We start from the raw sequence: 23,600 nt of genomic DNA, 5'->3' as shown, positions 1-23,600 counted from the left end.
GCATGAAGCACACCCACTCTGGCGCCCTGCGCCGGAACGCCCTCGCCTTGTCGCTCGCCTGCGCCGCCGCGCCGGCGTTCGCCCAGGACGCCGCGCCGACCACCACCGAGTTGGACCGGGTGATGGTGACCCAGCGCACCGAGGGCTACCAGGTCTATGGCACCAACACCGCCACCAAGTTGCCGCTGACCCTGCGCGAAACGCCGCAGTCGCTGACCGTGTTCACCCGCCAGCGCATCGAGGATTTCAACCTCATCACGATTTCCGAAGTGCTGCAGCAGACGCCGGGCGTCACCATCCAGTCGTATGACAGCAACCGCACGCTGTTCAACGCGCGTGGCTTTGCCATCAACAACTTCATGTTCGATGGCATTCCCACCAACTACACCACCGGCGCCGGCGGCAACTCGATCCTCAGCGACACCTCCATCTACGAGCGCATTGAAGTGGTGCGCGGTGCCAGCGGCCTGGTTACGGGCTCGGGCAACCCGTCGGCCACGGTGAACATGGTGCGCAAGCGCCCGACTGAAACCTTCCAGGCCAGCACCAGCCTCAGCGCCGGTTCGTGGGATTACAAGCGCGCCGAAGTGGATGTGTCCGGCCCGCTCAGCAAGAGTGGCCGCGTGCGCGGGCGCTTCGTCGGCGCCTACACCGACAAGGAAAGCTGGGTGCGCTTCCAGCATGACAAGTCGCCCAGCCTGTACGGGGTGATCGAAGCCGACCTGACCGACAGCACCCGCCTGCGCGCGGGCATCGATTACCTGAAGACCGGCTCCGACGGCGGCGCCTGGAGCGCCTCGCCGCTGTATTTCCGCGATGGCAGCCGCGCACAGATGCCGCGTTCCTACAGCGCCGCCGCACGCTGGAACGAATGGAACCGCGAAAGCACCAACTACTTCGCCACCCTGGAACAGCAGTTCGGCGTCGGCTGGAGTGGCCGCCTGGCTTACAACCACCGCGCCACCGACACCGACTCGCTGCTGCTGGCCGGTTCCAACACCGGCAACTGGGCCGACCCGGTCACCGGCCTGGGCCTGCGCATTGCCGATACCTACTCGGTGTCGGAAACCCGCGAAGATGCCTTCGACCTGTACGCGTCCGGTCCGTTCCAGCTGTTCGGCCGTTCGCACGAACTGGTGGTGGGCATCAACCACTACGACCGTGACCTGGACACCATCCGCGCCGGCATCACCTCGCGCCCGTACAACGTGGCCGCCTTCCCCAGCATCTTCAGCTGGGACGGCAACATCGGCAAGCCGACCACCTACAACTACGGCATTCCGTCCAGCACGGTGAACACCACCGAGACCGGCTACTACGCCGCCGTGCGCCTGAACCCGATCGACCCGCTGAAGATCATCGCCGGCGCGCGCTATTCCGATTACCGCACCACCACCGACAACTACAACACCGACGGTGTGTTCACCGGCCGCAGCGCGCGCACCACCGCCCATGAGCTGACCCCGTACGTAGGTGTGCTGTACGACCTGAGCAGCAACATCACCGCCTTTGCCAGCTATTCGGACGTGTTCCAGGCCACCGCCCGGCGCGATATCAACAACCAGCTGCTGGACCCCACCACCGGTGGCAACTACGAGTACGGCCTGAAGGCCGACTTCTTCGGCGGCCGCCTGTACGCGGCGTTGAACGGCTTCTACATGAAGCAGGACAACGTGGCCGAACTGGACCCGAACGGCGGCGAGATCAAGCTGCCCGATGGCAGTTCGCCGTACATCGCCAGCCGCGGCATCACCACCCAGGGCGGTGAGTTCGAAGTCTCCGGTTCGATCAACGACCACTGGAGCATGACCGGCGGCTACACCTACAGCTACAGCAGCAACCCCGATGGCAGCCGCTTCGCCAGCACCAGCCCGATGCACCTGGCCCGCTTCAACACCACCTGGACCCATGGCCAATGGACGCTGGGCGGCGGTGTCAGCGTGCAGAGCGATATCTACCAGATGCAGCCCATCCCCACCGGGCGCTTCAATGCCAACGGCACCCCGGTTACCGCCACCGGCAAGATGAGCCAGGGCGGCTACGTGCTGTTCGACCTGATGGGCCGCTACCGCATCAACGACAACCTGAGCGTGGGCGTGACCGTCACCAACCTGTTCGACAAGGTCTACTACCGCAACGTCGGCTTCTTCAACTCCGGCTACTGGGGTGAACCGCGCCGCGTGCTGTTCAACCTGCGCGCGAAGTTCTGAGCAACGGCGTAGCATCAGGGGCGGGCCTTCGGGTCCGCCTTTTTTTTGCCCGCCAAGGAAACACCCCATGCTGTACCGTGCCCTGTCCCGCCCTGCCCGCCTGCTGCTGCCACTGGCCCTGCTGCTGGGCACGCCGCTGCTGCAGGCCCGCGAGGTGGCCACACCGGCCGAGCACGTGGATGCCGATGGCCCCTATGTGTTCCGCGTGGGCGAGCAGCTGCGCGCGCAGTGGATCTGTGGTGACCAGGTGCAGATGCGCACCCTGCCCGCCACTGCCAGCGGCACCGATTTCAGCCCGCAGTGCGGCTACACCCACAGCGTGCACGTAACGCCGCCGGCGGCACCCTCGGTTTCGGTACTGCCGGCCGCACCGCGCATCGTTGCCCTGTCCGATATCCATGGCCAGTACGGCCTGCTGGTGCGCCTGCTGCGTGCCAACAAGGTGATCGATGCGCAGGACCGCTGGGCGCTGGGCACCGACACTCTGGTCATTGCCGGCGATGTGTTTGACCGCGGCCCGCAGGTGACCGAGGCGTTCTGGCTGCTGTACGGCCTGCAGCAACAGGCTGCTGCCGCCGGTGGCGCGGTGCACTTCGTGCTGGGCAACCATGAAACCATGGTGCTGTACGACGACCTGCGCTACGTCAACGCCAAGTACCTGCGCAGTGCGCAACTGCTCGGCCGCAGCTACCCGCAGCTGTACGGCGCCGATTCGGTGATCGGGCAGTGGCTGCGCACGCGGCCGGTGCTGCTGAAGATCGGCGACACCCTGTTCCTGCACGGCGGCATTTCCCCGGACGCGGTGGAAATGGCGCTGGACCCGGCCGCCACCAACCGCGCCTACCAGGCTTCGCTGGGCACGCCGAAGGCAGAGGTAAAGGCCAACCCGGCCACCGCCCCGCTGTACGACGGCAAGACCAGCCCGATCTGGTACCGCGGCTATTTCGACGGGCGCCTGGATGCGCTGGGCGTGCAGGCCGTGCTGGACCGCCTGCAGCTGAAGCGCATCGTGGTCGGCCACACCTCCATGCCGCACGTGAGCACCTTCCACGGCGGCCGGGTGATCGCCATCGACAGCAGCATCAAGAACGGCGAGAACGGCGAACTGCTGTTCATTGAAAACGGCACGCTGAGCCGTGGCCTGCTGGATGGCCGCCGCGTACCGCTGGCCGAAGGCGTGCCCGGCGCGGATGGCTGACCGTTGGTAGAGTCGAGCTTGCTCGACTGCTTTGGCTCTGGCATTTCGCGCGGCTGTGCAGTCGAGCAAGCTCGACTCTACCGCGTCGCGCGCCTTAGAGCGGGCGCTGCTGCATCGGCGCTGCGGTGCTTTCACTGCGCGCGCGCGAGGCCAGCGGCTCACGCACGCGCTGCGCCAGGTAGCCCAGGCTGGCGGCCAGGATGAAGGTGTAGCCCAGCAGCTCGGTGGTTTCTTCGATGGTGTTCTTGAACACGCGGATGTACTGGTCACCCAGCAGGCCCGTCCACAACGAGGTCATGCCGATCAGGCGCGAGTAGAACAGCAGCAGCACCAAACCAATGGTCATCACCGTGCCGGCGCGCGAGGTAAGAAAGCGCACCAGACCGGCCACGGCACCGCGCCAGTCACGGCTGGCCCAGGCCAGCGAACCCACGATCAGCAGGGTCACCGGGTACTTCCAGAACCCGTGCGCGATCAGGTCCAGCGCCTCGTCCATCTCGCGCAGGAACATGCAGGCGAACAGGGCGGCGGCCAGCACCGCGAAACCCCGGTCCTCGGCGCGGCGCCACGCCAGCCGCGCGAACGCCAGCACGCTGGCCGCCAGGAAGCCTTCCTGGGTCAATTCCACCAGTGACCACTCGCCCACTGCGTCGCCCAACCAATGGATGTCCAGCCAGGCCAGCAAGGGCGGCAGGGTCACCATGAAGCCGAAAAGGAAGGTGCGCCCGAGATGGGCCAGGAGCAGTTGAAGATTGTCTTTCATGGAACACCGATGCCGCCGGACAGGCGGACTTGCTGCGAAAACAAAGGCGACCAGGGGGCTACCGGACGACGGCATGCGCGGCGCGGTCGCGGCGTGGCGCGCATTATCGACCCTTGCGCGGCATGCGAGAACCGCATCGGTGGAACAAAGAAACACCATCGGCGATGTACAAGCACCTACGCGCGGATCGGGCTGACCAGCAACAGCAGCGCCAGGCACATCATGAACACGGCAATGCCCGCATCGAGCACGCGCCACGCGTCCGGGTTGCGGAACAAGGGTTGCAGCAGCCGCGCGCCGTAGCCCAGCGCGCAGAACCAGGCCACGCTGGCTACGCAGGCTCCGGCGGCAAACACCCAGCGCAGCGCACCTGGGTAGCGCGTGGACAGGCTGCCCAGCAGCACCACGGTATCCAGGTAGACATGCGGGTTGAGCAGGGTGAATGCCAGGCACGCCAGCAGCACCTGCCGCCGGTTGCCGCCCTCGCTGCCCGCCGCTGCCAGCGCACTGCCACCCCGCCACGCCCGCAGGCCAGCCTGCAGTCCATACCAGAGCAGGAAGGCCGCGCCGCCCAGGCGCAGCACCTGCAGCAGCAGCGGCCATTGCTGGACCAGCGCGCCCATGCCGCCGACACCGGCCAGTATCAGCACCATGTCAGCGCCCATGCAGGCCAGCACCACGGTACCCACGTACCGACGCTGCAAGCCCTGGCGCAGCACGAATGCATTCTGCGCGCCGATGGCAATGATCAGGCCGGCGCCTGCAAACAGGCCAGCCAAGGCCACGGTGATCCACATGGGTAGTGCCAGGCGCGTTGATGGGACGCGCAGGGTGCGCCCGCCACCCCATTAAGGCCAGCTGGTTTTTCTTTATCCTGTGCAGAAAAACTGAAGGGGCCCGGCATGGACCTGGTACATCCGCAACTGACTGCCTTCATGGCGGTACTCGAAGAAGGCAGCTTCGAGGCTGCCGCGCGACGACTGGCGATCAGTCCATCAGCGCTGTCGCAGCGGATCAAGGCACTGGAAGACCGCATCGGCCAGGTGCTGGTGGTGCGACACACCCCCTGCCGGCCCACCGCTGCCGGGCAGATCCTGTTGCGCAGCGTGCGGCCCATGCAGGCTCTGCAGAGCGAAGCGCTGGCCGAACTGCTTCCCGAGCGCGGCAACGATGCCACCCGCACACCCATTCCACTGGCGGTCAACGACGATTCGCTGGATACCTGGTTCGTCGTCGCCATCGCTGATCTCTACCAGCGCCACGGCTACCTGTTCGACCTGCGCATGGACGACCAGGACCACACGCTGGAACTTCTGCGCGATGGCAGCGTGCTGGGTGCCGTTACCGCCGAGGGCCGTGCACTGAAGGGCTGCAACGTCCATCCATTGGGCGCCATGCGCTACCAGGCCATCGCCTCGCCAGCATTTGCACGCCGCTACTTCGGCAAGGGCATGCAGGCCGATGCGCTGGCCGTGGCACCGATGATCGTCTTCAACCGCAAGGACGAACTGCAGGCGCGCTTCATCAAGAAGTTGACCCGGGCGCGGCTGCAACCGCCGGTCCACTACCTGCCCTCCTCCACTGGCTTTGTCGAAGCCGCCGCACGCGGACTGGGCTGGTGTCTGGCCCCGGAATCGCTGATCGCGCCCGCGCTGGCGGCCGCACAGGTGGTGGTGCTGGAACCACGCCGCTGGCTGGATGTGCCGCTTTACTGGCAGCACGCGGCAGTACGTTCCAGCACGCTGCAGCACATCACCCAGGCGCTGCGCAGCGCGGCGGGCGATTGCCTGCGCTGAAGCAGGGGCGCATCCGCACGGGTATCAGCAGGCAATCCAGTAATCGATCTGGAACAACCGCCCCTGCGCATCGAAGCGCAGGTCATAGCGCTCCTCGAAGCGTCCGCGCGGATCGGCGGTCACATGCACGGTGCCAGCGCTGGCGCGTGCGCGTGGCAACCGCTGCCTGACACTGGCCCCGGTGCTGCGCAGATCGATCCGCTGCCCGTTGGACAGCAGCAGCGCGCCCTCGCGCCCCGGTTCGAAGCGGCGCAGCACCGCGCTCTGGCCATCGCTTTCCCAGGCCTGCCCGGCCCAGCTCAGCAGCTGGATATCGCCGTGGTCGAACGCACTGCCGCATTCGTACGGCGACGGCTCGCGCTGCAGCGGCGCCCCCATCGCCTGCAGCACGCGCGGCAGCGGCACCTGTTCGCCGTGCGCGAACCGGCCCACGCCCTGCACCTGCACGCCTGCGATGGCCGGCTGCGCGTCTTCGCCGGAGGGCTCGGCCTGGGCCAGCGCAACGGGCCGCACCACCAGCAGCAGGGCCGCGGCAATCAGGCAGGCACGTCGACGGTGGCGGGGCCGTGGTTCCATGGCCGCGACTGTACTGCAGTTTCCGCCGCACTCACGCCCTGCACCTACAACGGCTTCACGGCATACCGACTAATTTTTGCCGGACACTTTACGGATGACGGACTCACGTGCATCGGCATCGCCCCACCCCGTGGCTGCAACGCGCAGGCGCGCCCCTGCTGATCTGTGCGCTGTGGCTGCCCACATCCGGCGGAGCGCAGTCCCTGCCTGACAGCGCGGCACCACCGGCACTGGACTGGGAACAGGCGCGGCAACGGCTGGAACAGGTGTCCGACGCGCTGGCCGCTGCTGATGCCGGTGTGCGCAACAAGCAGGAACTGCAGGAAGCCACCCGCCTGCTGCGCCTGCCTGAGATCACCGGCGAAGTACGCCGCCTGCAGTTCCAGAAGACCCTTACCCTGCCGCTGGGCTCGCTGGCACCGGTGGCCGAGGCCTACGGCATCGACTCGCCGTTGACCTTCACCGAACGCGACTGGCGCACCCGCCCGGTGGTGACCGCGGTACTGCCGCTGTACACCGGCGGGGTGATTCCCGCGGCACAGCGCGCAGCCAGCGCCGCCAGCGAACAGGCCAGTGCCGAGCGCGAAGCGCAGCGCCAATCAATCACCGTGCAACTGGCGCAGGCCTACTTCGGCCAGCGCCTGGCCGAACAGGCGGTGGACGTGCGCCGCGATGTGCGCGACGGCCTGGAACGCCATCTGTCCGATGCACAGAAACTGGAACGCGAAGGCTTCGCCACGCGGGCCCAGCGCCTGCAGGCCACCGTGGCCCGCGACAAGGCCGAGCGCGAGTACCAGAAAAGCGTGAACGATCTGGCCACGCTGCAGGCCGCGCTGGCCACCCTGCTGCGCAGTGGCGGCCAGGTCCGCCCCACCTCGCCGCTGTTCGTGCAGCGCGCGCCGCTGGAACCGGTCGCCAGCTTCGAACGTACCGCGCAGGCGCGGCAACCGCAGATTGCACGCCTGCGGGCGCTGGTGGCGCAGGCCGAACAGGGCGTGCGCGTGCAGCAGGCCAAGCTGAAACCGCAGATCTTTGCCTTCGGCCAGTACGACTTCCGCCGCCGCGATGAAATGCTGACCGACCCGGACTGGGCGTTCGGCATCGGGCTGAAGTACACCTTCCTGTCGCCCAACTCGCGACCGGCGCAGATCGGTGCGGCACGTGCGCAGCAGGAGCAGGCCGAGGCCGGCCTGCGCGAAGCCGAGAACCAGGTCGCGCTGGGCGTGCGCAAGGCCTGGAACGAACTGGAAACCGCCCGCCAGCAGTTCGTGCTGCTGGACAGCAGCATTGCCCAGGCACAGGAAAACCTGCGCCTGCAGGAACTGGCGTTCCGCGAGGGCCAGGCCACATCGCTGGACGTGATCGATGCACGGCTGGGCCTGGGCGGCGCCCGCGTGGAGCGCTCGCAGGCGGCCTACCAGTACGACGTAGCCCTGGCGCAGTTGCTGGAGATCAGTGGCCAGATGGACCGTTTCGAAGACTACCGGCGGCGCGCGGACGAGGTGATCGACCATGAGTGATGTATTGCACGATGACGCAGCAACGCCGCCGGGCAAGCGCCGTACCGGCCTGATCCTGGTGGTGGTGTTGCTGCTGGTGGTGGTGCTGGGCCTGTGGCTGGCTTGGCGCAGCCCCGCCGACCAGATCCAGGGCATGGCCGACGCGGACACGCTGAACGTGGCCGCCAAGATCACCGCCCGCGTGGCCGAACTGAAGGTACGCGAAGGCGACCGCGTGCAGGCTGGGCAGATCGTGTTCCTGCTGGACAGCCCGGAAGTGGCGGCCAAGGAACAGCAGGCCCACGGTGCGCTGGCCGCCGCCCAGGCGGTGGCCGACAAGGCCGACGAAGGGGCGCGCCGCGAAGACATCCGTGCCGCCGAAGCCAACTGGAAGCGCGCCGAGGCCGGTGCCACCCTGGCCGAGGCCACCGCCGGCCGCGTGCAGAACCTGTTCAACGAAGGCGTGATGACCCGGCAGAAACGCGACGAAGCCCACGCCCAGGCCACCAGCTCGCGCGAACTGGCCCGCGCCGCGCGCGCGCAGTACGACATGGCCCTGGCCGGCGCACGCGAACAGGACAAGCGTGCCGCACAGGGCCAGGTGCAACAGGCGCAGGGCGCGGTTGCCGAAGTCAACGCCGCCCGCGCCGAAGTGGAAGGCCGCGCCCCCGTGGCCGGCGAGATCAACAAACGCATGGCCGACCCGGGCGAACTGGTGCCGGCCGGCTTCCCGGTGTTCACCCTGGTCGACATTGATCGCATGTGGGTGTCAATGAACCTGCGCGAATCGCAGATGCAGGGCCTGAAGGTCGGCAGCCGCCTGCAGGGCCGGATTCCCGCGCTGGAAAAAGATGCCGCCTTCGAGGTGTACTTCATCAATCCGGCCGGCGACTACGCCACCTGGCGCAGCACGCGCCAATCGTCGGGCTACGACGTGCGCAGCTTCGAAGTGCGGGTACGCCCGGTGCAGCGTGTCGAAGGCTTCCGGCCCGGCATGAGCGTGCTGTTCGCATGGCCGCAGGACTGAACCCGGACAGCACCGGCATCGGCGCTGCATTGCGGCGCGAACTGCGTGCGCTGCGCAGCAACCGTGCCGACCTGGCCCTGGTCACCTTGCTGCCACTGCTGATGCTGGCGGTGATGGCCTGGATGTTTTCCGCATCGGTCATGCGCGATGTGCCCATTGCCGTGGTCAACCTGGACCACAGCAGCGACAGCCGCCTGCTGCTGCGCATGCTCGATGCCAGCCCCGGCGTACGCGTGGCCACGCAACCGGTCAGCCTGGACGAAGCACAGGCGCAGCTGCGCAGTCTGCAGGTGTTCGCGGTTGTGCTGGTGCCACGCGATGTCACCCGCCAGGCCCTGCGCGGCCGCCAGGGCACGGTGTTCGCCTATTACAACGCCACCTACATGACCACCGGGCAGTCGGCCGCGCGCGATATCGGCGATGCGGTATCGGCCTGGGGCGCGCGCCTGCTGCGCGAACGCATCGGCCTGCAGGTCGGCCCCGGCAAGCTGCGCGCCGCGCCCATCGCCGTGCAGTCGGACATCCTCTACAACCCGGCGCGCAGCTACGAGCTGTTCCTGCTGCCGCTGATCTTCCCGGCAGTGTTGTCACTGGTGCTGGCCTTGACCGTGGCCGGCAGCCTGGGCCGCGAGATCCGCGATGGCACGCTGCGCGGTTGGCTGGGGCGCACACCGTGGTCGGCGCTGCTGGGCAAGATCGCGCCCTACGTGCTGCTGTTTTCCATATACGGCGCCGCAGGTATCGCCTACCTGGCGTGGCTGCGCGGCGATGGCATTGCCGGCAGCGTGCTGTTGCTGCTGCTGGCACAACCGCTGTTCTACCTGGCCACCGCCAGCTACGCGCTGTTCTTCGTCGGCGTTACCCGTGACATGGGCACCGCATTGTCGGCGGTGGGCCTGAGCATCGGCACCGCACTGGCCTTTTCCAGCGCCACGTTTCCGGTCATCGATGCACCGCTGTTCACCCGCATCTGGCACCTGCTGCTGCCGCTGAGCGCCTACATCAAACTGCAGACCCAGCAGCAGTTTGTCGGCGCGCCGCTGGCGGTATCGCTGTGGCCTCTGGCCACGCTGCTGCTGATGATCGTGGTGGCCGGCGGCATCGGCGGCGCGCGGCTGATCGCCTTCGCCCGCAGCGCACCGGCCACGCAAGCGGCCAGGGCCAACGCATGAACGCGATGTGGCGCAGCCTGCGGCAGACCCTGATGGCCGTGCTGCTGGACCGCTACGCCATCGTGGTGATGGTCGGCGCGGTCATCCTGTACTCGTTCTTCTACCCGGCCGCGTATCGCCACCAGGTGGCCGGCGACCTGCCCGTGCTGGTGGTGGACGAAGACCACAGCGCCACCAGCCGCGAACTGATGCGCACGCTGGATGCGCTGCGCGTAGCGCGGGTGGTCGGGCAACCGGCCGATATCGAAAGCGCACGCCAGCAGCTGGAAGCCGGCCACGCCGAAGGCATCGTGCTGATTCCGGCGAACCTGGAGCGCGACATCCTGCGCGGCCACCCCGCCAAGCTGGTACTGCTCGGTAATGGCGCCTATCTGGGCCGCGCCAGCTGGGTGCTGGGCAGCGTGGCCGATGCGCTGGGCGCGTTCGGTCGGGATGCGGCCGTCACCCAGGCCGCCTTCATGGGCGCGCCGCAGGCACCGCCGATCACCCTGGTGCAGCGGCCGCTGTACAACACCCAGGAAGGCTACGGCAGCGCCATCGTGCCGGGCGTGGCCGAACTGATCGTGCACCAGACCCTGCTGATGGGCATCGGCGTGCTGCTGGGCGGCCGCCGCCTGGCACTGGGCCGGCGGCTGCGCTTCGACCGCCCCACCCTGCTGGGCATGGCGCTGGGCTTTGGCCTCATCGGCCTGTTCGGGTTGTTCTACTACGCCGGTTTCACCGCCTGGGTGCAGGACTACCCGCGCGGCGGCAACCCGCTGGGGCAACTGCTGGGCGGCACGTTGTTCATCGCCGCCACCGTGGCCTTCGGCCTGTTCGTCGGCAGCTTCTTCCGCACCCGCGAACGCGCGTTCCAGTACGTCATCGCCACCTCCATCCCGCTGTTCTTCCTGGCCAACCTGTCATGGCCGGCGGTGATGACCCCAACCCCGCTGGTCTGGCTGTCGCAGCTGCTGCCCACCACCGCCGGCATCAACCTGATGGTGCGCCTGACCCAGATGGACGCCCGCCTGGCCGACGTCCGCCACGAACTGATGACTTTGGGAGCCTTGCTGCTGCTGTACGGCACGCTGGCCTATCGGCGCCTGCACGGCGCAGCGGCGCGCGGCTCCGACTAATCCTTGCTGTCGTCCGGCGTGTACCAGAACGGAATGCGGTACTCGCGGCGGCGGTCCGGTCCGGTGCTCTCGCCCTGCGCATGCCAGACCAGATGCAGGTCATGCCGGCCCGGCGCCAGGCCCTGCAGCGGCAGGTAGCCCACCAGCCCGCGCATTTCCAGATCGCGGCGCTCGAACGGCACGAAGTCGGCCAGCGCCACCGGCTTGCCGTCCAGGGTAATGGTCCAGATCAACGCCAGGCAGTCCACTGCCGCCCGTGCCGCCGGCGCACCTTCGGCGCTGTTCTCGCCCTCGGGCAAGGCAGTGCAGTAGCGCCGAGCCAGCGGATTGTCGCGCTGCGGGCGATGCGGAATGAACAGCCGCAGGCGCGAACTGCTGATCGTATCGGCCGGAATCATCGGGTAGGCCAGCAACTGGTCGTGCGTCGAGCGCAGTGACTCGTAGTGCGCGCTCAGCATGCCGTTGTCCACCGCGTCCTCGGTCAGCACCTGGTAGCGGTTGAACAGCGAGAACTTCACCGAACCGGCCACCTGCACCGCCGCCAGTACCATCGCCACGCCGATGGCCAGCAGGTAGCCGACCATGAACGAGCGCGAGCGCAGGTTGCTCTGGATGGTCAGCTGCATGGTCTGCATCAAGCGCAGCAGCGGCACCCGCTGCATGCCGGCCAGGAAGTGCTGCAGCGCGCGCTCCAGCCCCTCGCTCGGGCGGCCACGTGCGTGGCGCCGTGCAATGGCTTTCTCCAGCGCGTACGGCACGAACGCCAGCGCCAGCAGGCTCACCAGGCACGCGCCCACCACCGCCATCGCCACCTGGTCCGAACCACCGGCCAGGAAGGCGATCAGCATCGCGATGGCCAAGGTCACCATTGCCAGCACCAGGGTGCCGGCCAGGGTCTGCACGCAGATCAGCGTGGTGGAAAACAGCAGCGTGGCCAACCGATCGGCACGCTGGATGCTGCTGTCCAGGCCGCCATCGCGCGCGCGCAGGAACGCACGCGACACCGGCCCCATCTTCTGCAGCGCAGCCCAGTCGATGCCCTCGGGGAAATGCGATTTCAGCCCGACCAGGCCGATCCAGTAACCGCGCACGGTCAGGTGCGCGATCAGCGCCACCGCCAGCACGTAGCACATGCCCACCACCGTGCTGAAGGCAAACCACAGCAGCTGGAAGTACATGCCTTCGGTATGCAGGCTGCTGCGCGCCCAGGCATCGAACAGATAACCGGGCACGGCCAGCAGGGCGAACGCCAGCAGGCCGGAAATGAACAGCTCCAGCTCGTCCGCACGCTCGCGCAGCCGGCTGAAACGGGTGTTCGCTTCCGGCTCGGCGTGGCTGGGTGTGTGCACGGCTTGCGGCGCAGCAACGGGTGATTCGTTCACAGCGCGTTCATCCTTGGAAGTTGGCGCAGTATAGGGCGCCGCCCGGCCCCGTGGTACGCCGGCGCAAACGAAGAACGCCGGCACGAGGCCGGCGTTCGGGTACTGCAGGTGGAAGGGACTACAAAGGGTTTATCGGTACACGCGTTCGCAGCGGCGCTCGACCACACGGTCGCCGGTCTTGCTCTGGTGGTTGCCCTGGATCTGGCGGCCCGCGGCGCCGCCGGCCACGGCACCGGCTACGGTAGCCAGCTTCTTGCCGTTGCCGCCGCCCACCTGGTTACCCAGCAGGCCACCCACCACCGCACCGGTGGCGGTACCGGTAATGCGGTTCGGGTCACGCGAATTGCGCTGCACTTCCACGTTCTTGCACACCACGCGACTGCCGTCGTTGAACTTGCGGCCTTCATCGCGCGGGCCATAGGTCTGTGCACCGGCAACCGACGACGCTGCCAGAAGGCTGCCCAGCAGCAGTACGCGGATAGAAGTATTCATGGCGGTCTCCTGTGTTGCGGTATGGCGCAAGTGTCTCGTGGGCGGTGGCAACCACAGGTGAAATCCAGATCACTGCGCGCTGAACGGCAATGTGCGGTTCATCTACGCCGCGCCGCATTGCTACAGTGATGGAACCATGGTTCGAGGCTCCTGCATGCACAACGATGCGCCGCTGGAACTGGTGCTGGAAGGCAGTGCCGTGCATGACATCGCCAGCTTCTACGCCGAGATCAACCGTGTCTTCATGGTGGGCGAAGACTGGCAGCTGGGGCCAAGCCTGGATGCGCTGGACGACCTGCTGTACGGCGGCTACGGGGTGCTGGCCGGGCACGCCACGGCAACGCTGGTCTGGAAGGACATCGCCCACACGCGCCACGCGCTGGGTGAAGCCACCACCCGGGCATGGCTGCAGGACAAGCTCGACAACACGGCTACGTTCAACACCGCGGCCATCACGCGACAACTTCGGGCACTGCAGCGCGGCGAAGGCGAAACCTACTTCGAGATCGTGATGGAGATCTTCGTCGGGCATCCGAACATCAGCCTGCGGATGCAATAAGGACACCAGGCGGGGGCGCGCCGAGCCGCCCCTAGCCGTTACCATGGGCAGCCCTGTACCCGTCTCCGCCCTGCGGCCTTCCCGCAGCGGACACCCCTGATCCACGAGCCCCATGTCCAAAGACAAGTCCGCCGAGCACACCCCGCTGATGAAGCAAAACGACTAAAAGAGATCTTAGCCATCAAAAGCCTTGCGCAGCAAGGATCTTCAACATCATCTACGGGACGTGCGCCCCGACGCAACATCTCCGCAACACGGTTTGTATAGGCGTTCCTGAATGCCCACGGCACGCTCCAACTGACCCAATGCTCGCCCGAAACTGGTTCCCGCACTGAATGCGCCCCTCGTGCCTTGGTCAAGGCTCAAGTGGTCCGCCGCGGCCCGAGCGATGCTTGCCAGCATCAAAGCCGAACAGTTGCTCGAACCGGCAGATCGGCCCTAGCCCGCACAGATGCGTCAAGGCGTCAACGCCCACCTTTTCATCAGCATTAGCTTCGGCAAAGGCCTTGATTGGATTGCCCGGCAAGAAGGATCCACTTGCCGTCGGACGTCCCAGACCCAAACGGCTCTGTGGATACGATCGATTGGCCGATCCCCTCTCTGAAATCACGGAAGGGGGAGGTCCTAACCCGACGGAAGCTGAGTGTAGTATCCCCTTTGGACAGGCCCAGCCCCACCGCAGCCAAGGCCAGTGAGGCGAAAGCGGATGGCAAAGACCAAAACCAAGGACTTCGTATGGCAAACGGAAGTGCCCCACAAGACTGCAAAGTGGCTGTCTTGGTGGACTGCGACAACGTCAGCCCTGACATCGTTGACCATGCGCTCTTGATGGGTGCGCAGTTCGGTAGAGTGGTGCTGCGCCGAGGCTACGGAAACCACGCCACCCTCGCCAACCGCTGGCAGGAGGTGATGGTCCAACAGGCGTTCACACCCTGCCTGCAGTATCAGTACGCTGCGGGGAAGAACACTTCTGACATCGCTCTGGCGTTGGACGCACAAGAGGCCATGTTCGATGGTAGGGCGGATACGTTCTGCCTGGTCACCAGCGACTCCGACTTTGCCTACCTCTGCCGAAAACTCCGCGAGCGCGGCGCAACCGTTTGCATTGTTGGCGAGGCCAAGACACCGCTCGCCCTGCGCAACGCATGTGACCAATTCTTTCTCTGGGAGAGCGTTTCGACCGCTGTGTCGCGTGAGACTACTGGTCTTAGCGAATCAGTGAGCACAGGCGCGGGGAAGGTAGAGCAAATTTCCACCGATGTCCGCCCCCTCCCAAAACGCCGGCCTCGCTTCCTGGTGGATGCGGTCGCCCTGCTTGCAGGTGAGACCTCCGAAGGGAAGGTCGGGTTGGGCGCGTTGGGACAGTACTTGCGGCGAACCAACCCATCGTTCACTCCAAATGCCTACGGTCACTCAGGACTACTGAACATGGTCAAGACCTACGACTTGCTCTCGCCGCAGCAAGAGCCTGGCGGAAATTGGTCGGTTGGCCTAGCGCCCGGCCCTGTCGCCGGGGATTCCAAGTAGGCCTTCAAAGAGGTTTAGAATGCCCGCCTCCTCGCTACGCGCCTCTTGCCTGCTCCGAGCGTTCGGCGCCCTTGAGTTCGCACTGAAACGAGCCCCCGGATTCACGGGCGCTTCCTCAAACGGATCCGCCAAGGTGAATTGGCAAGCCGTCGAGGCTGCACTCGAAGCGACGCAACCAGATCTGCTCACGTTGGCGGTTTCTGACTCGACCAAGCAGAAAATGCTGGGCGGGATCCGGGATCGTCCCATGGTTCAGGTGGTGACTGTCCGCGGCGGGCACGACACCACCTCTCCTTCCAAGCCAAAGCGACGACATCCTCGTAATCAGTTCAACTCGGCCAATCGCACTTGATAAGCCTGCTCGATACAGGCTTCGTCGGCACAGATGTCCCGCACCGTCCGGCGCCACCGTCCTTGACTCGCCGTAACTCGCCCGGGTCCATCGAGCGGGCCCGGACGACACCAAACGCGTCTGCAGTTTGCTTGTCCAACCGGGCCAGATCCGGATCGGCACAAATCATTTGCTCTACGGCCGACGACGCATTCCCACAGTCAAAGCTGGGCCCAGTCGACGCGGCATCCGCCAGCGGCTCGTCCGAGTTGGGCTCTTGGTAATCGTCCGCCTTCGTCGACATCGCTGAATCATAAGCAGGATCAACGTCCACTGCCTGTGACTCTTCCACTGGGGCCGCAGCTGCGGGAGCCATGGCTTGTGTTTGGCTCCGGACATTGGAGCTGATAGCCGCTCCGATGCCAATAAGATCTCCAGAAAGCACCTGGACCTCGGCCAAGTGTTGTCCATTGACCGCCTGAGAGGTGTATTCAAGGCGTAGCTTGTAAACGTCCTGCCCAGGGTTGTTGAATGGCGCGGCCAGGTCAGCTTCGCAACTGTAGCGGCTGATCTTCTCATCAAAGCTCGTCGGATGAGCCAAAGAGATGGGAGGAACACTGCGAAGCTGCTCTGCGCTCAAGTTGGCAGCAGCACTTGCCGCCCCCAGCTCCCGCTGGATGATGCTGCGAACCAGGTCCAGGGTCATCTCATCGCCGCACTCCGGCGCTCCGGCCTTCCCGCATCCTACGAGCGCAGGAAGCAAGAACACACTGCTTAGAACCATTTTTTCATTGACATCCTGTCCTCGTCGCAAAGGTTGGGCAACTCCCTCTTATGCGGCTATCGACCCCGTTGCGAATTTCTTTAGAGAGCTAACTTGGGGCCATCGTCATCCAACGCCGGCGGAGTCAGCCCCGCTTGTGGGGCCGACTGCGCGACTGCGGGTGACTTTCCAGGGGCCGCTTCCCCGCCAGGAAATTCTTTCCGACTAACTAGCAATTCTGTGCGCGATTCCCTGCTACGTGCCCTTGCTAATTTTCACTTAACTGGTTGGCTACGGGCACACACCAACGAAGGAGGCCCCATGACTGATCCACAAACCCGAATCGCCGCGCTCGTTTTAAGCGGCACCATCGAACGAGCGGCTCAGCGTTCTCAGCGAGAGCGCTCAGAAGATGTTCGAGTGGCCTTGGAGGTCGCCGCCGAGGTTCTGCGCCAGCGCGCAGGCGGAAACCCAGGCGACCTCATTCACGACGGGCCTCGCCTTCAGCCACGGCCCGCCCCTACAACCAAGGAACGCGTGGAGGTAAAAGAGGATCTGGCTCCCTTGGACCAACTGCTCGCTGATCGGCGGGGACTCAGGCCCCCTGCCAAGCCGACGACGACCAGGCAACAAACACTTCATTGAACGTCCAATGCCCCCGCCTCGGCGGGGGCTTCTCGTTCCTATCAGTGAAGCCTTGGCCGAGGCGTGGACTGCGGCACGGATGTAGGAGGTCCCACGGACTCTCCGGTTTCTTGGGATGGATCGTCAAAGCGATCCAGGGCGGCCTTGCTGGCAGCTTCTAGCTCTGCGACCGCGGCCTTCAGTTGATTCTCACAAGCCTCCTCCTGACCACCCGCGATCTTCAGGCGGGCTGCCCTCAGGGCATCCAAGCGCTGCTCAACTGCGGCCAAGCGCCGTCCTCGACGCCGGGTCCAGGCCACCACTGCGGCCCCTGTCGGCCGGGGCTGGCGTTCGACAAAATCCTCCAGCGAACGCTCCGCACGGGTCAGCAAAGATGCTGCCCGCCGCTCAGCCTCCACTCGACGATTCCATTCTGAAGCTCGCCGCCTTACCGCAGCTAACCCCCTTAGCGTCCGCTGGACATCCCTGCGCATCCTTGCCCCTACATTCCCATTGAGAACGGCCGAATCCAAGCGACGCAGAAGCATGCGGGTGGTTCGAAGCGCGCCCTCAAAGCCAGCCGCGACTAAGTGCCGCCACAACTCCAGTGCTTTCTCCATCAGGGTTTGGAGCGGTGGTTCGGACGCATCCGGCAGAGCACGAATGGCCATGATTCCTCGCCGAGTGAATCCCTTAGCATCCTCGATGTAGCTTTCGCCTGATTCTGGCCCGAGTCGAATACGGTTTGGCGGCAGTGATGGACGCCCAAGAGTTGGGTCCCCGTCCGTGACCGCCTTCTCAAACCGTATGCTTGTTTGATGCATTGTTCTCTGATTGTCCGCAACGATTTTCGCCAGGACCATCCCCACATCGGTTTCCATGCCCCGCCGTTCCAATGCCGAGGCCTGCTGGCCCAAGTGGATCGTTGGGCGCCGGCCCAGTATCGCTGCCGCGACCAGATCACCGCGCTCAAGCGCTTCTTCCGCTTGCGCTTCCAAGCTTCGATGGTCGACCGTCACTGCAATCTCGGCAGCTTCAAGGTGCTGGTTGGTCAATTGAGCCACCATCGCTCGGAGCCACTCCACTTCGCTGCGCCCTGAAGGCCCACCGTCGAGCTCGCGCGTTTTATCCGCAAGCCCGTCGGCGTCCAAGCGTCGCGTGGTGGCGAGGATATGCACGTGCCAATTGAGCCCGTCTTTGCTGCCCGGCGCGTGGATGCTCGCTTGGACTGCGAAGCCATAGCGATCAACCAGTGCGCGTGCAATGTCCGCTGTCAGGGCCGAGCGCTGGTGCGCATCGAGCTCATGCGGAAGCGCGATCTCGAACTCGCGGGCGACGGTCGCGTCCTTTCGCCTCTCGGCAGCCTCGGCGGCTTGCCAGAGTTTGGCAGCGTCGAGCGACCAGTCGGGCGCTTCCAAGGGCACAACCCAGCGGCTCTCGACCACGCCGCCCCTGCGGGAGTAGTCGTGACGCGCTCCCGTGCGCTCATCGACGAGCGACAAGCCCGCACGGTAGGCTGCGGCCGCAATGGCCGAATGGCCTTTTGCGCGGGAGAAGGTTTTGACACGGGTGTGGTAGATGGCCATGCAGAGAGCTCCAGTTCTTTGAGCTCTTTATGCCTTTGAATTTGCCGTTGGCAAGTCGCAAAGCGGCTTGGGGTTCAAGGGGCGAAGCCCTTTGCGCACGCATCACTTGTGATGCCTAAGTGCGCTTTTCGCCTTTCTCTTTTGCATCTTTTTTTTGATGTTTTGAATTGCTTCCAGCGCGAAAAACCATGCCACCGTCCATAGGTTGACGGACGAGAAATCACTGCTTCACTGAAGGAGACTTCATCAGGAGAAGAGCATGCCCTCCACCAATCACTACCGAGATCAGATCCAACGGGCCACCCATCGGTTGGCGCAGCTTCAAGCCAGGGAGCTCCTGGCGCATCAAAGGCAGGAAGCGCGCGAGAAGGCCACTAAGCGGCGCAACGATGCCAAGCGCAGGCGACAAGTGGCCGAGCTCGTCTTTCTAGCCGGCGCCCAAGATCTGCCAGACGATGAGATCGTAGCCGCCTTGCAGCGCTATATGCTTGCGGCGGACGAGCCACGGTTCTCGCCGCCGCACTGAACTCTGCCCTGGAAGCCCGCTGCCGGCCAAAAACTGGGCCCTGCCCGCCCGTACTCCGGTCGCGAAAAGCTGAATGGGCAAAACCCGTTCATCGGTGCCAAGCCCCTTTCCCCTTGGAACCACGCCTCACTTAAAGCGAGCGAGCTACAATAGCTCGAGGGAAGCGCCAAAGGCAGGGGGCCACATGGCGAGAAGGAAGCAAACTGCAGGCGGCTGGATTGTCGCAATTCTGGTCGTCATCGCATTGGTACCAAAGGAAGTCTGGATCAGCTTGGGTATCGTGTTGGCAGTGGCCACGACCGTGTGGCTCTGGGCCAAGTGGCGGGCGATGCGTCCGAAGAGATCATCGCCCCCTGTCAAACCTGTTCTCCGCCCTGAGCCCACCCTGGCCGAGTTGATGGAGGCCTCCCCTCTTCCCTCTGAGCAGTCGGCGGGAACGCCCCGCCCGGTAGCCGCCCAAGCGGCGGCCCCGGTCAGGGTTAAAGTGGCTTCCCCCGCGAGCTCGACGGGCACTGCCGCCTCAAAAGCCGCTCAACCCATCCAGGCCGTGGATCACCCGGCAAAGGCGTTGGTGGAGGAATCTAGCGGGCCTTCGACCGAAACCGTCTCACCGGCTCGTCCTGGCAACCTGGAAGAGGCCAAGGCCGCAGTGAGCATGCGCAATGCCATCGAATCCGCCGCGCGGGTATTGACCGCCGTGGGTTCCGGAAACCCATCTACCCCCTATCCCCCACAACCCAACGTGGACGACATTGAGCGCGCGCGCCCCGGCAACCTCGCTGCGGCGAAACATGCGGTGACCCAGCGCCTTGCCCAATCTCAGGATGGCGGGCCGGGCGAAACTCCGTCACAGCCCATGGCGAGCGCCGGCGAGCCCTGGGACGAAACCTCGACCAGCGTCATAGATGAACAAACGTCTCCAAACCCGATCTCAAGCACGACGGAGTGCTCTCCGCCCCCTCTCACTGGCAGTGGCGTCAGCGACGCAATTGCGGTGACGTCGCCGCCCCCCCGTCCGTCGCGAGCCTCTCCTCCCTCCCTGCCCAACGAGCTCCGGCAGGTGGCCATGGATTCCGGGACGCCAGCCAAACAATACGTAGTGCCCCGCCCCCCCGAGGGCTGGGACAAAACCCGCTGGCTAGGCCCTCAGGATGAGATCGAGATCGCGGGCATCGTCATCCGCGGAGGCCTGTTCTACACGGGCCCGAGGATGACCACCCCTGGCACGCGTGAGCAAGAACCCAGCTTGGTCAATGGCGTTCTTGCGGTCGGGCGATATGGGGACTACCAGTACACGACGCGCTACTGGGGAGGCTACGCAGATTTTGAACCGGCGGAGCGGCACGCCTACCTGAAGTGGCTCGCTTCGGATCGGACCGATCCCCGCTGCGCAATCCAGTATGTTCGATTGTTCTTGTTTGGGTTGGAACGTCGCATCTTGCTGGATTCGGTGAACGATCCAGCTTCTAAGCAAGACTGGCCCGCTATCGAGGCGGTGCTCCGCCGTCTGTCGTCTGCCTATGCGGCAGTGCATCCGAACCTCCTCATCCATGTCAACAGCCTCCTCGACTGGATGGCTGTGACCGAGGCAGGCGATCAGCTTTACAACGCGCCGCTGCCCGCCTTCGAACGAAGTTACGAACTGCCCTTCTACATTCGCTTGGCCCTTGGACAGTGCTCCTTGGATCGCGCCCCCGTGCCTGCCGCGCTGGCCACGGCTTGGGTGCGCCTCAATCCAGAGATTCCGCTGCGAACCGCCGCGACGCGTTGCGCAGAAGAGTTCGATCGGCTTTTCGCGGCGCGGTACCAAGAGACGTTCGGCCCAGGCCTAGTGCTGCCAAAGAACCGCACCAAGCTAAAGTTTACGCGCCGTCCCTTTAACCCAGCCCTGGACCGAACCGACGCCGGCACCAAGACCTTCGGTGACATTCCCGACGTCACCGCGTTGCGAGCCCCCCTAAAGGGACTTCAGGAACTTGTTTCTCAGTGCACGGAGGACCTCGGAGCCTTCAGCCGGCTTGTGGGTAAGAACCCCGAGGCCCGCCAATCCATTGAGGGCACCTTGCTGCTTCCGCCAGAGATCTGGCCGCTGGCCACGCGGACAGCATTGGCCGAAGTCGCTTCGGATGTTCAAACCGCCAATTTGTCGATCAAGCTGACTGACCTAACGGGAAGGCTTGGGGCAGTCGGAACCACCTTGGGCAAGGACAAAATTCGGGAACTCGCACGAGCACTGGAGCAGTCTAAGGTCGGCATGGAACCCAATGTGCTCGAAGGCGCGCGGGTGCCCGGCGAGAATGACCCGATCGTTCTCTTCCCCCTGCTTCCCGACCAAACCCATCGAACCGACGCTCAGGCCTATCAAACAGCCCAGTTGACCCTGCAACTCGCCTCGACGGTCGCTCAGTCTGATGGCACGTTCAGCGCCCACGAACTTGAGCACCTTTCACGCGAAATCGAAAGCTGGACGCATCTGAGCGAAGGTGACCGACGGCGTCTGCGCGCGCAGCTTGATCTCTTGGCGATGGCACCGCTTTCCTTGCCTACGTTGCGCAAGAAGCTGGATCCGCTCAGCGAGGACATCAAGGACGCCATCGCCGGGTCCATGGCCACGCTCGCCCAAGTCGACGGGATGGTCTCCCCAGAGGAGGTCCGGTTCTTGGAGCGCGTCTACAAAGCGCTGGGCGTGGATCCCGCTCGTGTGTTCAGCGACGTCCATGCCCCACGCCCGTCCAAAGCCCCCAGCGCATTGCTCAAGGCTGCGTCTGGCGCATTCCAGCTCGATCACGACCGGATCGCTGCTCTCCAGCGGGACACAGCCCAAGTCTCCGCATTGCTCGCCAACATTTTCATCGACGAGGAAGCGACTCCCCCTGATCTTCCTCCGGCGGAAGCGGTGAGTGTCGAGGTGGAGAGTGCTGGTCAGTTGCTCGGGCTTGATCAGGCACACAGCGCGTTGCTGAGGCTAATGCTGTCGCGCCCCGTCTGGACCCGTGCGGAACTGGAAGATGGCGCAGCAGACATGGAGCTGATGCTGGACGGCGCGCTTGAACAAATCAACGATGCGTCGTTCGACGCTTACGACATTCCATTTTCCGACGGCAACGACCCGTTGGAGATCAACCCCGAATTCATTGAGAAGATCGAGCAATGAGCAGCCCAATCCGTTCCAAGGACCGCGACGCGGTGATCCAGTCGCTGCGCGCCGGCGTCGTTCCACGCGCCGGTCAGCATTTGATCCAGGTCGGGCGCGCCCGTGAAGTGCAAACCCTTGTCAGTGACATCGATCGGCTCGCCGATGGCGGCTCGTCCTTCCGCTTAGTGGTCGGTCAGTACGGCGCAGGCAAGACCTTTTTCTTGAACCTCGTTCGCGCCATTGCAATGGAGCGGAAGCTCGTCGTGGCCAGCGCGGATCTGAATCCCGACAGGCGGTTGCATGCTTCAGGGGGGCAGGCCCGGTCGCTCTACGCGGAGCTCATGCGGAACTTGGCCACTCGGACTAAGCCCGACGGAGGCGCCCTGCCCGGGGTGGTCGAGAAGTTCATTTCGACCGCAGTGGCCGAGTCCAAGTCGCAAGGCGTATCCACCGAGCAGGTCATTCGCGCGAAGCTCGAGCAGCTGAGCGAACTGGTGAACGGCTATGACTTTGCCGACGTGATCGCCGCTTATTGGAGAGGCTTCGAGCAAGGCAACGAGCAGCTCAAGTCCGATGCCATTCGTTGGTTGCGTGGCGAATTTGCCACCCGGACGGATGCGCGTGCAGCGCTGGGCGTTCGAACCATAGTGGACGACGCATCGGTCTACGACCAGCTCAAGCTCATGGGCCGCTTTGTTCGGCTGGCGGGCTATAGCGGCCTGCTGGTGTGCCTGGACGAACTGGTCAACCTCTACAAGTTGGCCAACGCCCAGGCCCGGAATGCAAACTACGAGCAGCTCCTGCGCATGCTCAACGACTCCCTGCAAGGGACTGCGGTTGGCCTTGGTTTTGTTCTGGGCGGCACCCCGGATTTCCTGATGGATACCCGCCGCGGCGTCTACAGCTATGAAGCTCTTCAGAGCCGCCTGGCCCAGAATACCTTTGCCACCAACGGACTGGTGGATTTCAGCGGCCCTGTGGTTCGACTGTCGAGCCTGACAGCCGAAGATTTCTACGTCCTGCTCGCCAAGATTCGCCATGTCTACGCTGCCGGCGACGCGGGCAAGTATCTCTTGCGCGACGATGCCATTCACCAGTTCATGACCCACTGCGCCAATCGAATCGGTGATAGCTTCTTCCGCACCCCGCGCACGACGATCACCGCCTTCATCAACCTCTTGGCCGTCTTGGAGCAGAACCCAGGCGTGGACTGGCAGGACCTAATTGGATCGGTCGAGGTGGCAGCTGACCACGGGGGCGACGGCGAACTGATCGTGCAAGAGGACGACGAGCTGGCGTCGTTCAGGCTCTAACG

19 protein-coding genes are annotated in these 23,600 nt (G+C 64.9%); 12 read left to right on the top strand and 7 right to left on the bottom strand.

The annotated features are described in order from the left end of the window. The first annotated feature begins 2 nt into the window (after positions 1-2). Together IAE58_RS01935 and IAE58_RS01930 are read left to right on the top strand one after the other, a co-directional pair. A complete protein-coding gene (locus IAE58_RS01935; RefSeq protein ID WP_199932191.1) occupies positions 3-2,210 on the top strand; it encodes a TonB-dependent siderophore receptor in 2,208 nt (735 codons plus the stop codon). A 67-nt stretch (positions 2,211-2,277) separates the two neighbouring features. Beyond that, positions 2,278-3,408 carry a metallophosphoesterase gene (locus IAE58_RS01930; RefSeq protein WP_199932190.1) on the top strand — a complete coding sequence of 377 codons (1,131 nt, stop codon included), beginning with the start codon at positions 2,278-2,280 and terminating at the stop codon, positions 3,406-3,408. Positions 3,409-3,502: 94 nt separating this feature from the next. On the opposite strand, the gene IAE58_RS01925 is transcribed toward IAE58_RS01930, so the two are convergent. Together IAE58_RS01925 and IAE58_RS01920 are read right to left on the bottom strand one after the other, a co-directional pair. After that, the gene (locus IAE58_RS01925; RefSeq protein WP_199932189.1) at positions 3,503-4,171 is read right to left on the bottom strand and encodes a hypothetical protein; all 669 of its coding nucleotides are present in this window, start codon (positions 4,169-4,171) and stop codon (positions 3,503-3,505) included. 176 nt (positions 4,172-4,347) lie between these two features. Further along, positions 4,348-4,968, bottom strand: a complete 621-nt coding sequence (locus IAE58_RS01920; protein ID WP_199932188.1) for a LysE/ArgO family amino acid transporter — start codon at positions 4,966-4,968, stop codon at positions 4,348-4,350. A 105-nt stretch (positions 4,969-5,073) separates the two neighbouring features. Here IAE58_RS01920 and IAE58_RS01915 point away from each other — a divergent pair, with 105 nt between their 5' ends. Next, positions 5,074-5,967 carry a LysR family transcriptional regulator ArgP gene (locus IAE58_RS01915; protein WP_199932187.1) on the top strand — a complete coding sequence of 298 codons (894 nt, stop codon included), beginning with the start codon at positions 5,074-5,076 and terminating at the stop codon, positions 5,965-5,967. A gap of 24 nt (positions 5,968-5,991) precedes the next feature. Here the strand turns inward: IAE58_RS01915 and IAE58_RS01910 are convergent, their stop codons facing one another. Beyond that, on the bottom strand, positions 5,992-6,543 hold the full coding sequence (locus IAE58_RS01910) for a hypothetical protein (RefSeq protein WP_199932186.1): 552 nt from the start codon (positions 6,541-6,543) through the stop codon (positions 5,992-5,994). A gap of 170 nt (positions 6,544-6,713) precedes the next feature. On the opposite strand from IAE58_RS01910, the gene IAE58_RS01905 reads away from it, so the two are divergent. The 4 genes from IAE58_RS01905 to IAE58_RS01890 are packed head-to-tail and all read left to right on the top strand — an operon-like array spanning position 6,714 to position 11,359. Next, positions 6,714-8,063 carry a TolC family protein gene (locus tag IAE58_RS01905; protein WP_233614482.1) on the top strand — a complete coding sequence of 450 codons (1,350 nt, stop codon included), beginning with the start codon at positions 6,714-6,716 and terminating at the stop codon, positions 8,061-8,063. After that, complete coding sequence (locus tag IAE58_RS01900; RefSeq protein ID WP_108771342.1) at positions 8,056-9,069, top strand: efflux RND transporter periplasmic adaptor subunit; 1,014 nt, start codon at positions 8,056-8,058, stop codon at positions 9,067-9,069. Before IAE58_RS01905 ends, IAE58_RS01900 begins: the two co-directional genes overlap by 8 nt. Then, entirely contained in the window at positions 9,054-10,241 is a 1,188-nt protein-coding gene (locus tag IAE58_RS01895) for an ABC transporter permease (RefSeq protein WP_199932185.1), read from the top strand. The genes IAE58_RS01900 and IAE58_RS01895 overlap by 16 nt, the downstream gene beginning before the upstream one ends. Continuing rightward, entirely contained in the window at positions 10,238-11,359 is a 1,122-nt protein-coding gene (locus tag IAE58_RS01890) for an ABC transporter permease (RefSeq protein WP_199932184.1), read from the top strand. Before IAE58_RS01895 ends, IAE58_RS01890 begins: the two co-directional genes overlap by 4 nt. On the opposite strand, the gene IAE58_RS01885 is transcribed toward IAE58_RS01890, so the two are convergent. Together IAE58_RS01885 and IAE58_RS01880 are read right to left on the bottom strand one after the other, a co-directional pair. Beyond that, on the bottom strand, positions 11,356-12,741 hold the full coding sequence (locus IAE58_RS01885; RefSeq protein ID WP_199932183.1) for a hypothetical protein: 1,386 nt from the start codon (positions 12,739-12,741) through the stop codon (positions 11,356-11,358). The two genes, IAE58_RS01890 and IAE58_RS01885, sit on opposite strands and share 4 nt — an antisense overlap. Before the next feature lie 129 nt (positions 12,742-12,870). Further along, positions 12,871-13,233: a glycine zipper 2TM domain-containing protein gene (locus IAE58_RS01880; protein ID WP_108752523.1), complete on the bottom strand. Its 363-nt coding sequence runs from the start codon at positions 13,231-13,233 to the stop codon at positions 12,871-12,873. A gap of 136 nt (positions 13,234-13,369) precedes the next feature. On the opposite strand from IAE58_RS01880, the gene IAE58_RS01875 reads away from it, so the two are divergent. Together IAE58_RS01875 and IAE58_RS01870 are read left to right on the top strand one after the other, a co-directional pair. Next, positions 13,370-13,792: a barstar family protein gene (locus IAE58_RS01875; RefSeq protein ID WP_233614476.1), complete on the top strand. Its 423-nt coding sequence runs from the start codon at positions 13,370-13,372 to the stop codon at positions 13,790-13,792. Positions 13,793-14,527: 735 nt separating this feature from the next. After that, on the top strand, positions 14,528-15,319 hold the full coding sequence (locus IAE58_RS01870) for an NYN domain-containing protein (protein WP_199932182.1): 792 nt from the start codon (positions 14,528-14,530) through the stop codon (positions 15,317-15,319). Positions 15,320-15,648: 329 nt separating this feature from the next. Here IAE58_RS01870 and IAE58_RS01865 read toward each other — a convergent pair whose 3' ends face one another. Both IAE58_RS01865 and mobQ read right to left on the bottom strand, forming a co-directional pair. Continuing rightward, entirely contained in the window at positions 15,649-16,356 is a 708-nt protein-coding gene (locus IAE58_RS01865; protein ID WP_199932180.1) for a hypothetical protein, read from the bottom strand. Positions 16,357-17,099: 743 nt separating this feature from the next. Beyond that, on the bottom strand, positions 17,100-18,623 hold the full coding sequence (mobQ, locus tag IAE58_RS01860; protein WP_199932179.1) for a MobQ family relaxase: 1,524 nt from the start codon (positions 18,621-18,623) through the stop codon (positions 17,100-17,102). Between the two features lie 259 nt (positions 18,624-18,882). On the opposite strand from mobQ, the gene IAE58_RS01855 reads away from it, so the two are divergent. The 3 genes from IAE58_RS01855 to IAE58_RS01845 all read left to right on the top strand — a co-directional run bounded on the left by IAE58_RS01855 (position 18,883) and on the right by IAE58_RS01845 (position 23,598). Beyond that, positions 18,883-19,149, top strand: a complete 267-nt coding sequence (locus tag IAE58_RS01855) for a hypothetical protein (RefSeq protein ID WP_199932178.1) — start codon at positions 18,883-18,885, stop codon at positions 19,147-19,149. Between the two features lie 184 nt (positions 19,150-19,333). Continuing rightward, complete coding sequence (locus IAE58_RS01850) at positions 19,334-22,303, top strand: TerB N-terminal domain-containing protein (protein WP_199932177.1); 2,970 nt, start codon at positions 19,334-19,336, stop codon at positions 22,301-22,303. Further along, a complete protein-coding gene (locus IAE58_RS01845) occupies positions 22,300-23,598 on the top strand; it encodes an ATP-binding protein (RefSeq protein WP_199932176.1) in 1,299 nt (432 codons plus the stop codon). The genes IAE58_RS01850 and IAE58_RS01845 overlap by 4 nt, the downstream gene beginning before the upstream one ends. Positions 23,599-23,600: the final 2 nt, after the last annotated feature.

Origin of the sequence: Stenotrophomonas sp. S49 (assembly GCF_016624905.1) — a bacterium.
Classification (GTDB): Bacteria; Pseudomonadota; Gammaproteobacteria; order Xanthomonadales; family Xanthomonadaceae; genus Stenotrophomonas.
The sequence above is the reverse complement of the archived record's forward strand: the minus strand, read 5'-3'. Positions and strand labels throughout refer to the sequence as shown.

Bases quoted from the DNA above. Each gene is read 5' to 3' on its own strand.
- IAE58_RS01935 (WP_199932191.1), top strand. From the start codon at position 3: ATGAAGCACACCCACTCTGGCGCCCTGCGCCGGAACGCCCTCGCCTTG.
- IAE58_RS01930 (WP_199932190.1), top strand. From the start codon at position 2,278: ATGCTGTACCGTGCCCTGTCCCGCCCTGCCCGCCTGCTGCTGCCACTG.
- IAE58_RS01925 (WP_199932189.1), bottom strand. From the start codon at position 4,171: ATGAAAGACAATCTTCAACTGCTCCTGGCCCATCTCGGGCGCACCTTC.
- IAE58_RS01920 (WP_199932188.1), bottom strand. From the start codon at position 4,968: ATGTGGATCACCGTGGCCTTGGCTGGCCTGTTTGCAGGCGCCGGCCTG.
- IAE58_RS01915 (WP_199932187.1), top strand. From the start codon at position 5,074: ATGGACCTGGTACATCCGCAACTGACTGCCTTCATGGCGGTACTCGAA.
- IAE58_RS01910 (WP_199932186.1), bottom strand. From the start codon at position 6,543: ATGGAACCACGGCCCCGCCACCGTCGACGTGCCTGCCTGATTGCCGCG.
- IAE58_RS01900 (WP_108771342.1), top strand. From the start codon at position 8,056: ATGAGTGATGTATTGCACGATGACGCAGCAACGCCGCCGGGCAAGCGC.
- IAE58_RS01895 (WP_199932185.1), top strand. From the start codon at position 9,054: ATGGCCGCAGGACTGAACCCGGACAGCACCGGCATCGGCGCTGCATTG.
- IAE58_RS01890 (WP_199932184.1), top strand. From the start codon at position 10,238: ATGAACGCGATGTGGCGCAGCCTGCGGCAGACCCTGATGGCCGTGCTG.
- IAE58_RS01880 (WP_108752523.1), bottom strand. From the start codon at position 13,233: ATGAATACTTCTATCCGCGTACTGCTGCTGGGCAGCCTTCTGGCAGCG.
- IAE58_RS01875 (WP_233614476.1), top strand. From the start codon at position 13,370: ATGGTTCGAGGCTCCTGCATGCACAACGATGCGCCGCTGGAACTGGTG.
- IAE58_RS01870 (WP_199932182.1), top strand. From the start codon at position 14,528: ATGGCAAACGGAAGTGCCCCACAAGACTGCAAAGTGGCTGTCTTGGTG.
- IAE58_RS01865 (WP_199932180.1), bottom strand. From the start codon at position 16,356: ATGACCCTGGACCTGGTTCGCAGCATCATCCAGCGGGAGCTGGGGGCG.
- mobQ (WP_199932179.1), bottom strand. From the start codon at position 18,623: ATGGCCATCTACCACACCCGTGTCAAAACCTTCTCCCGCGCAAAAGGC.
- IAE58_RS01855 (WP_199932178.1), top strand. From the start codon at position 18,883: ATGCCCTCCACCAATCACTACCGAGATCAGATCCAACGGGCCACCCAT.
- IAE58_RS01850 (WP_199932177.1), top strand. From the start codon at position 19,334: ATGGCGAGAAGGAAGCAAACTGCAGGCGGCTGGATTGTCGCAATTCTG.
- IAE58_RS01845 (WP_199932176.1), top strand. From the start codon at position 22,300: ATGAGCAGCCCAATCCGTTCCAAGGACCGCGACGCGGTGATCCAGTCG.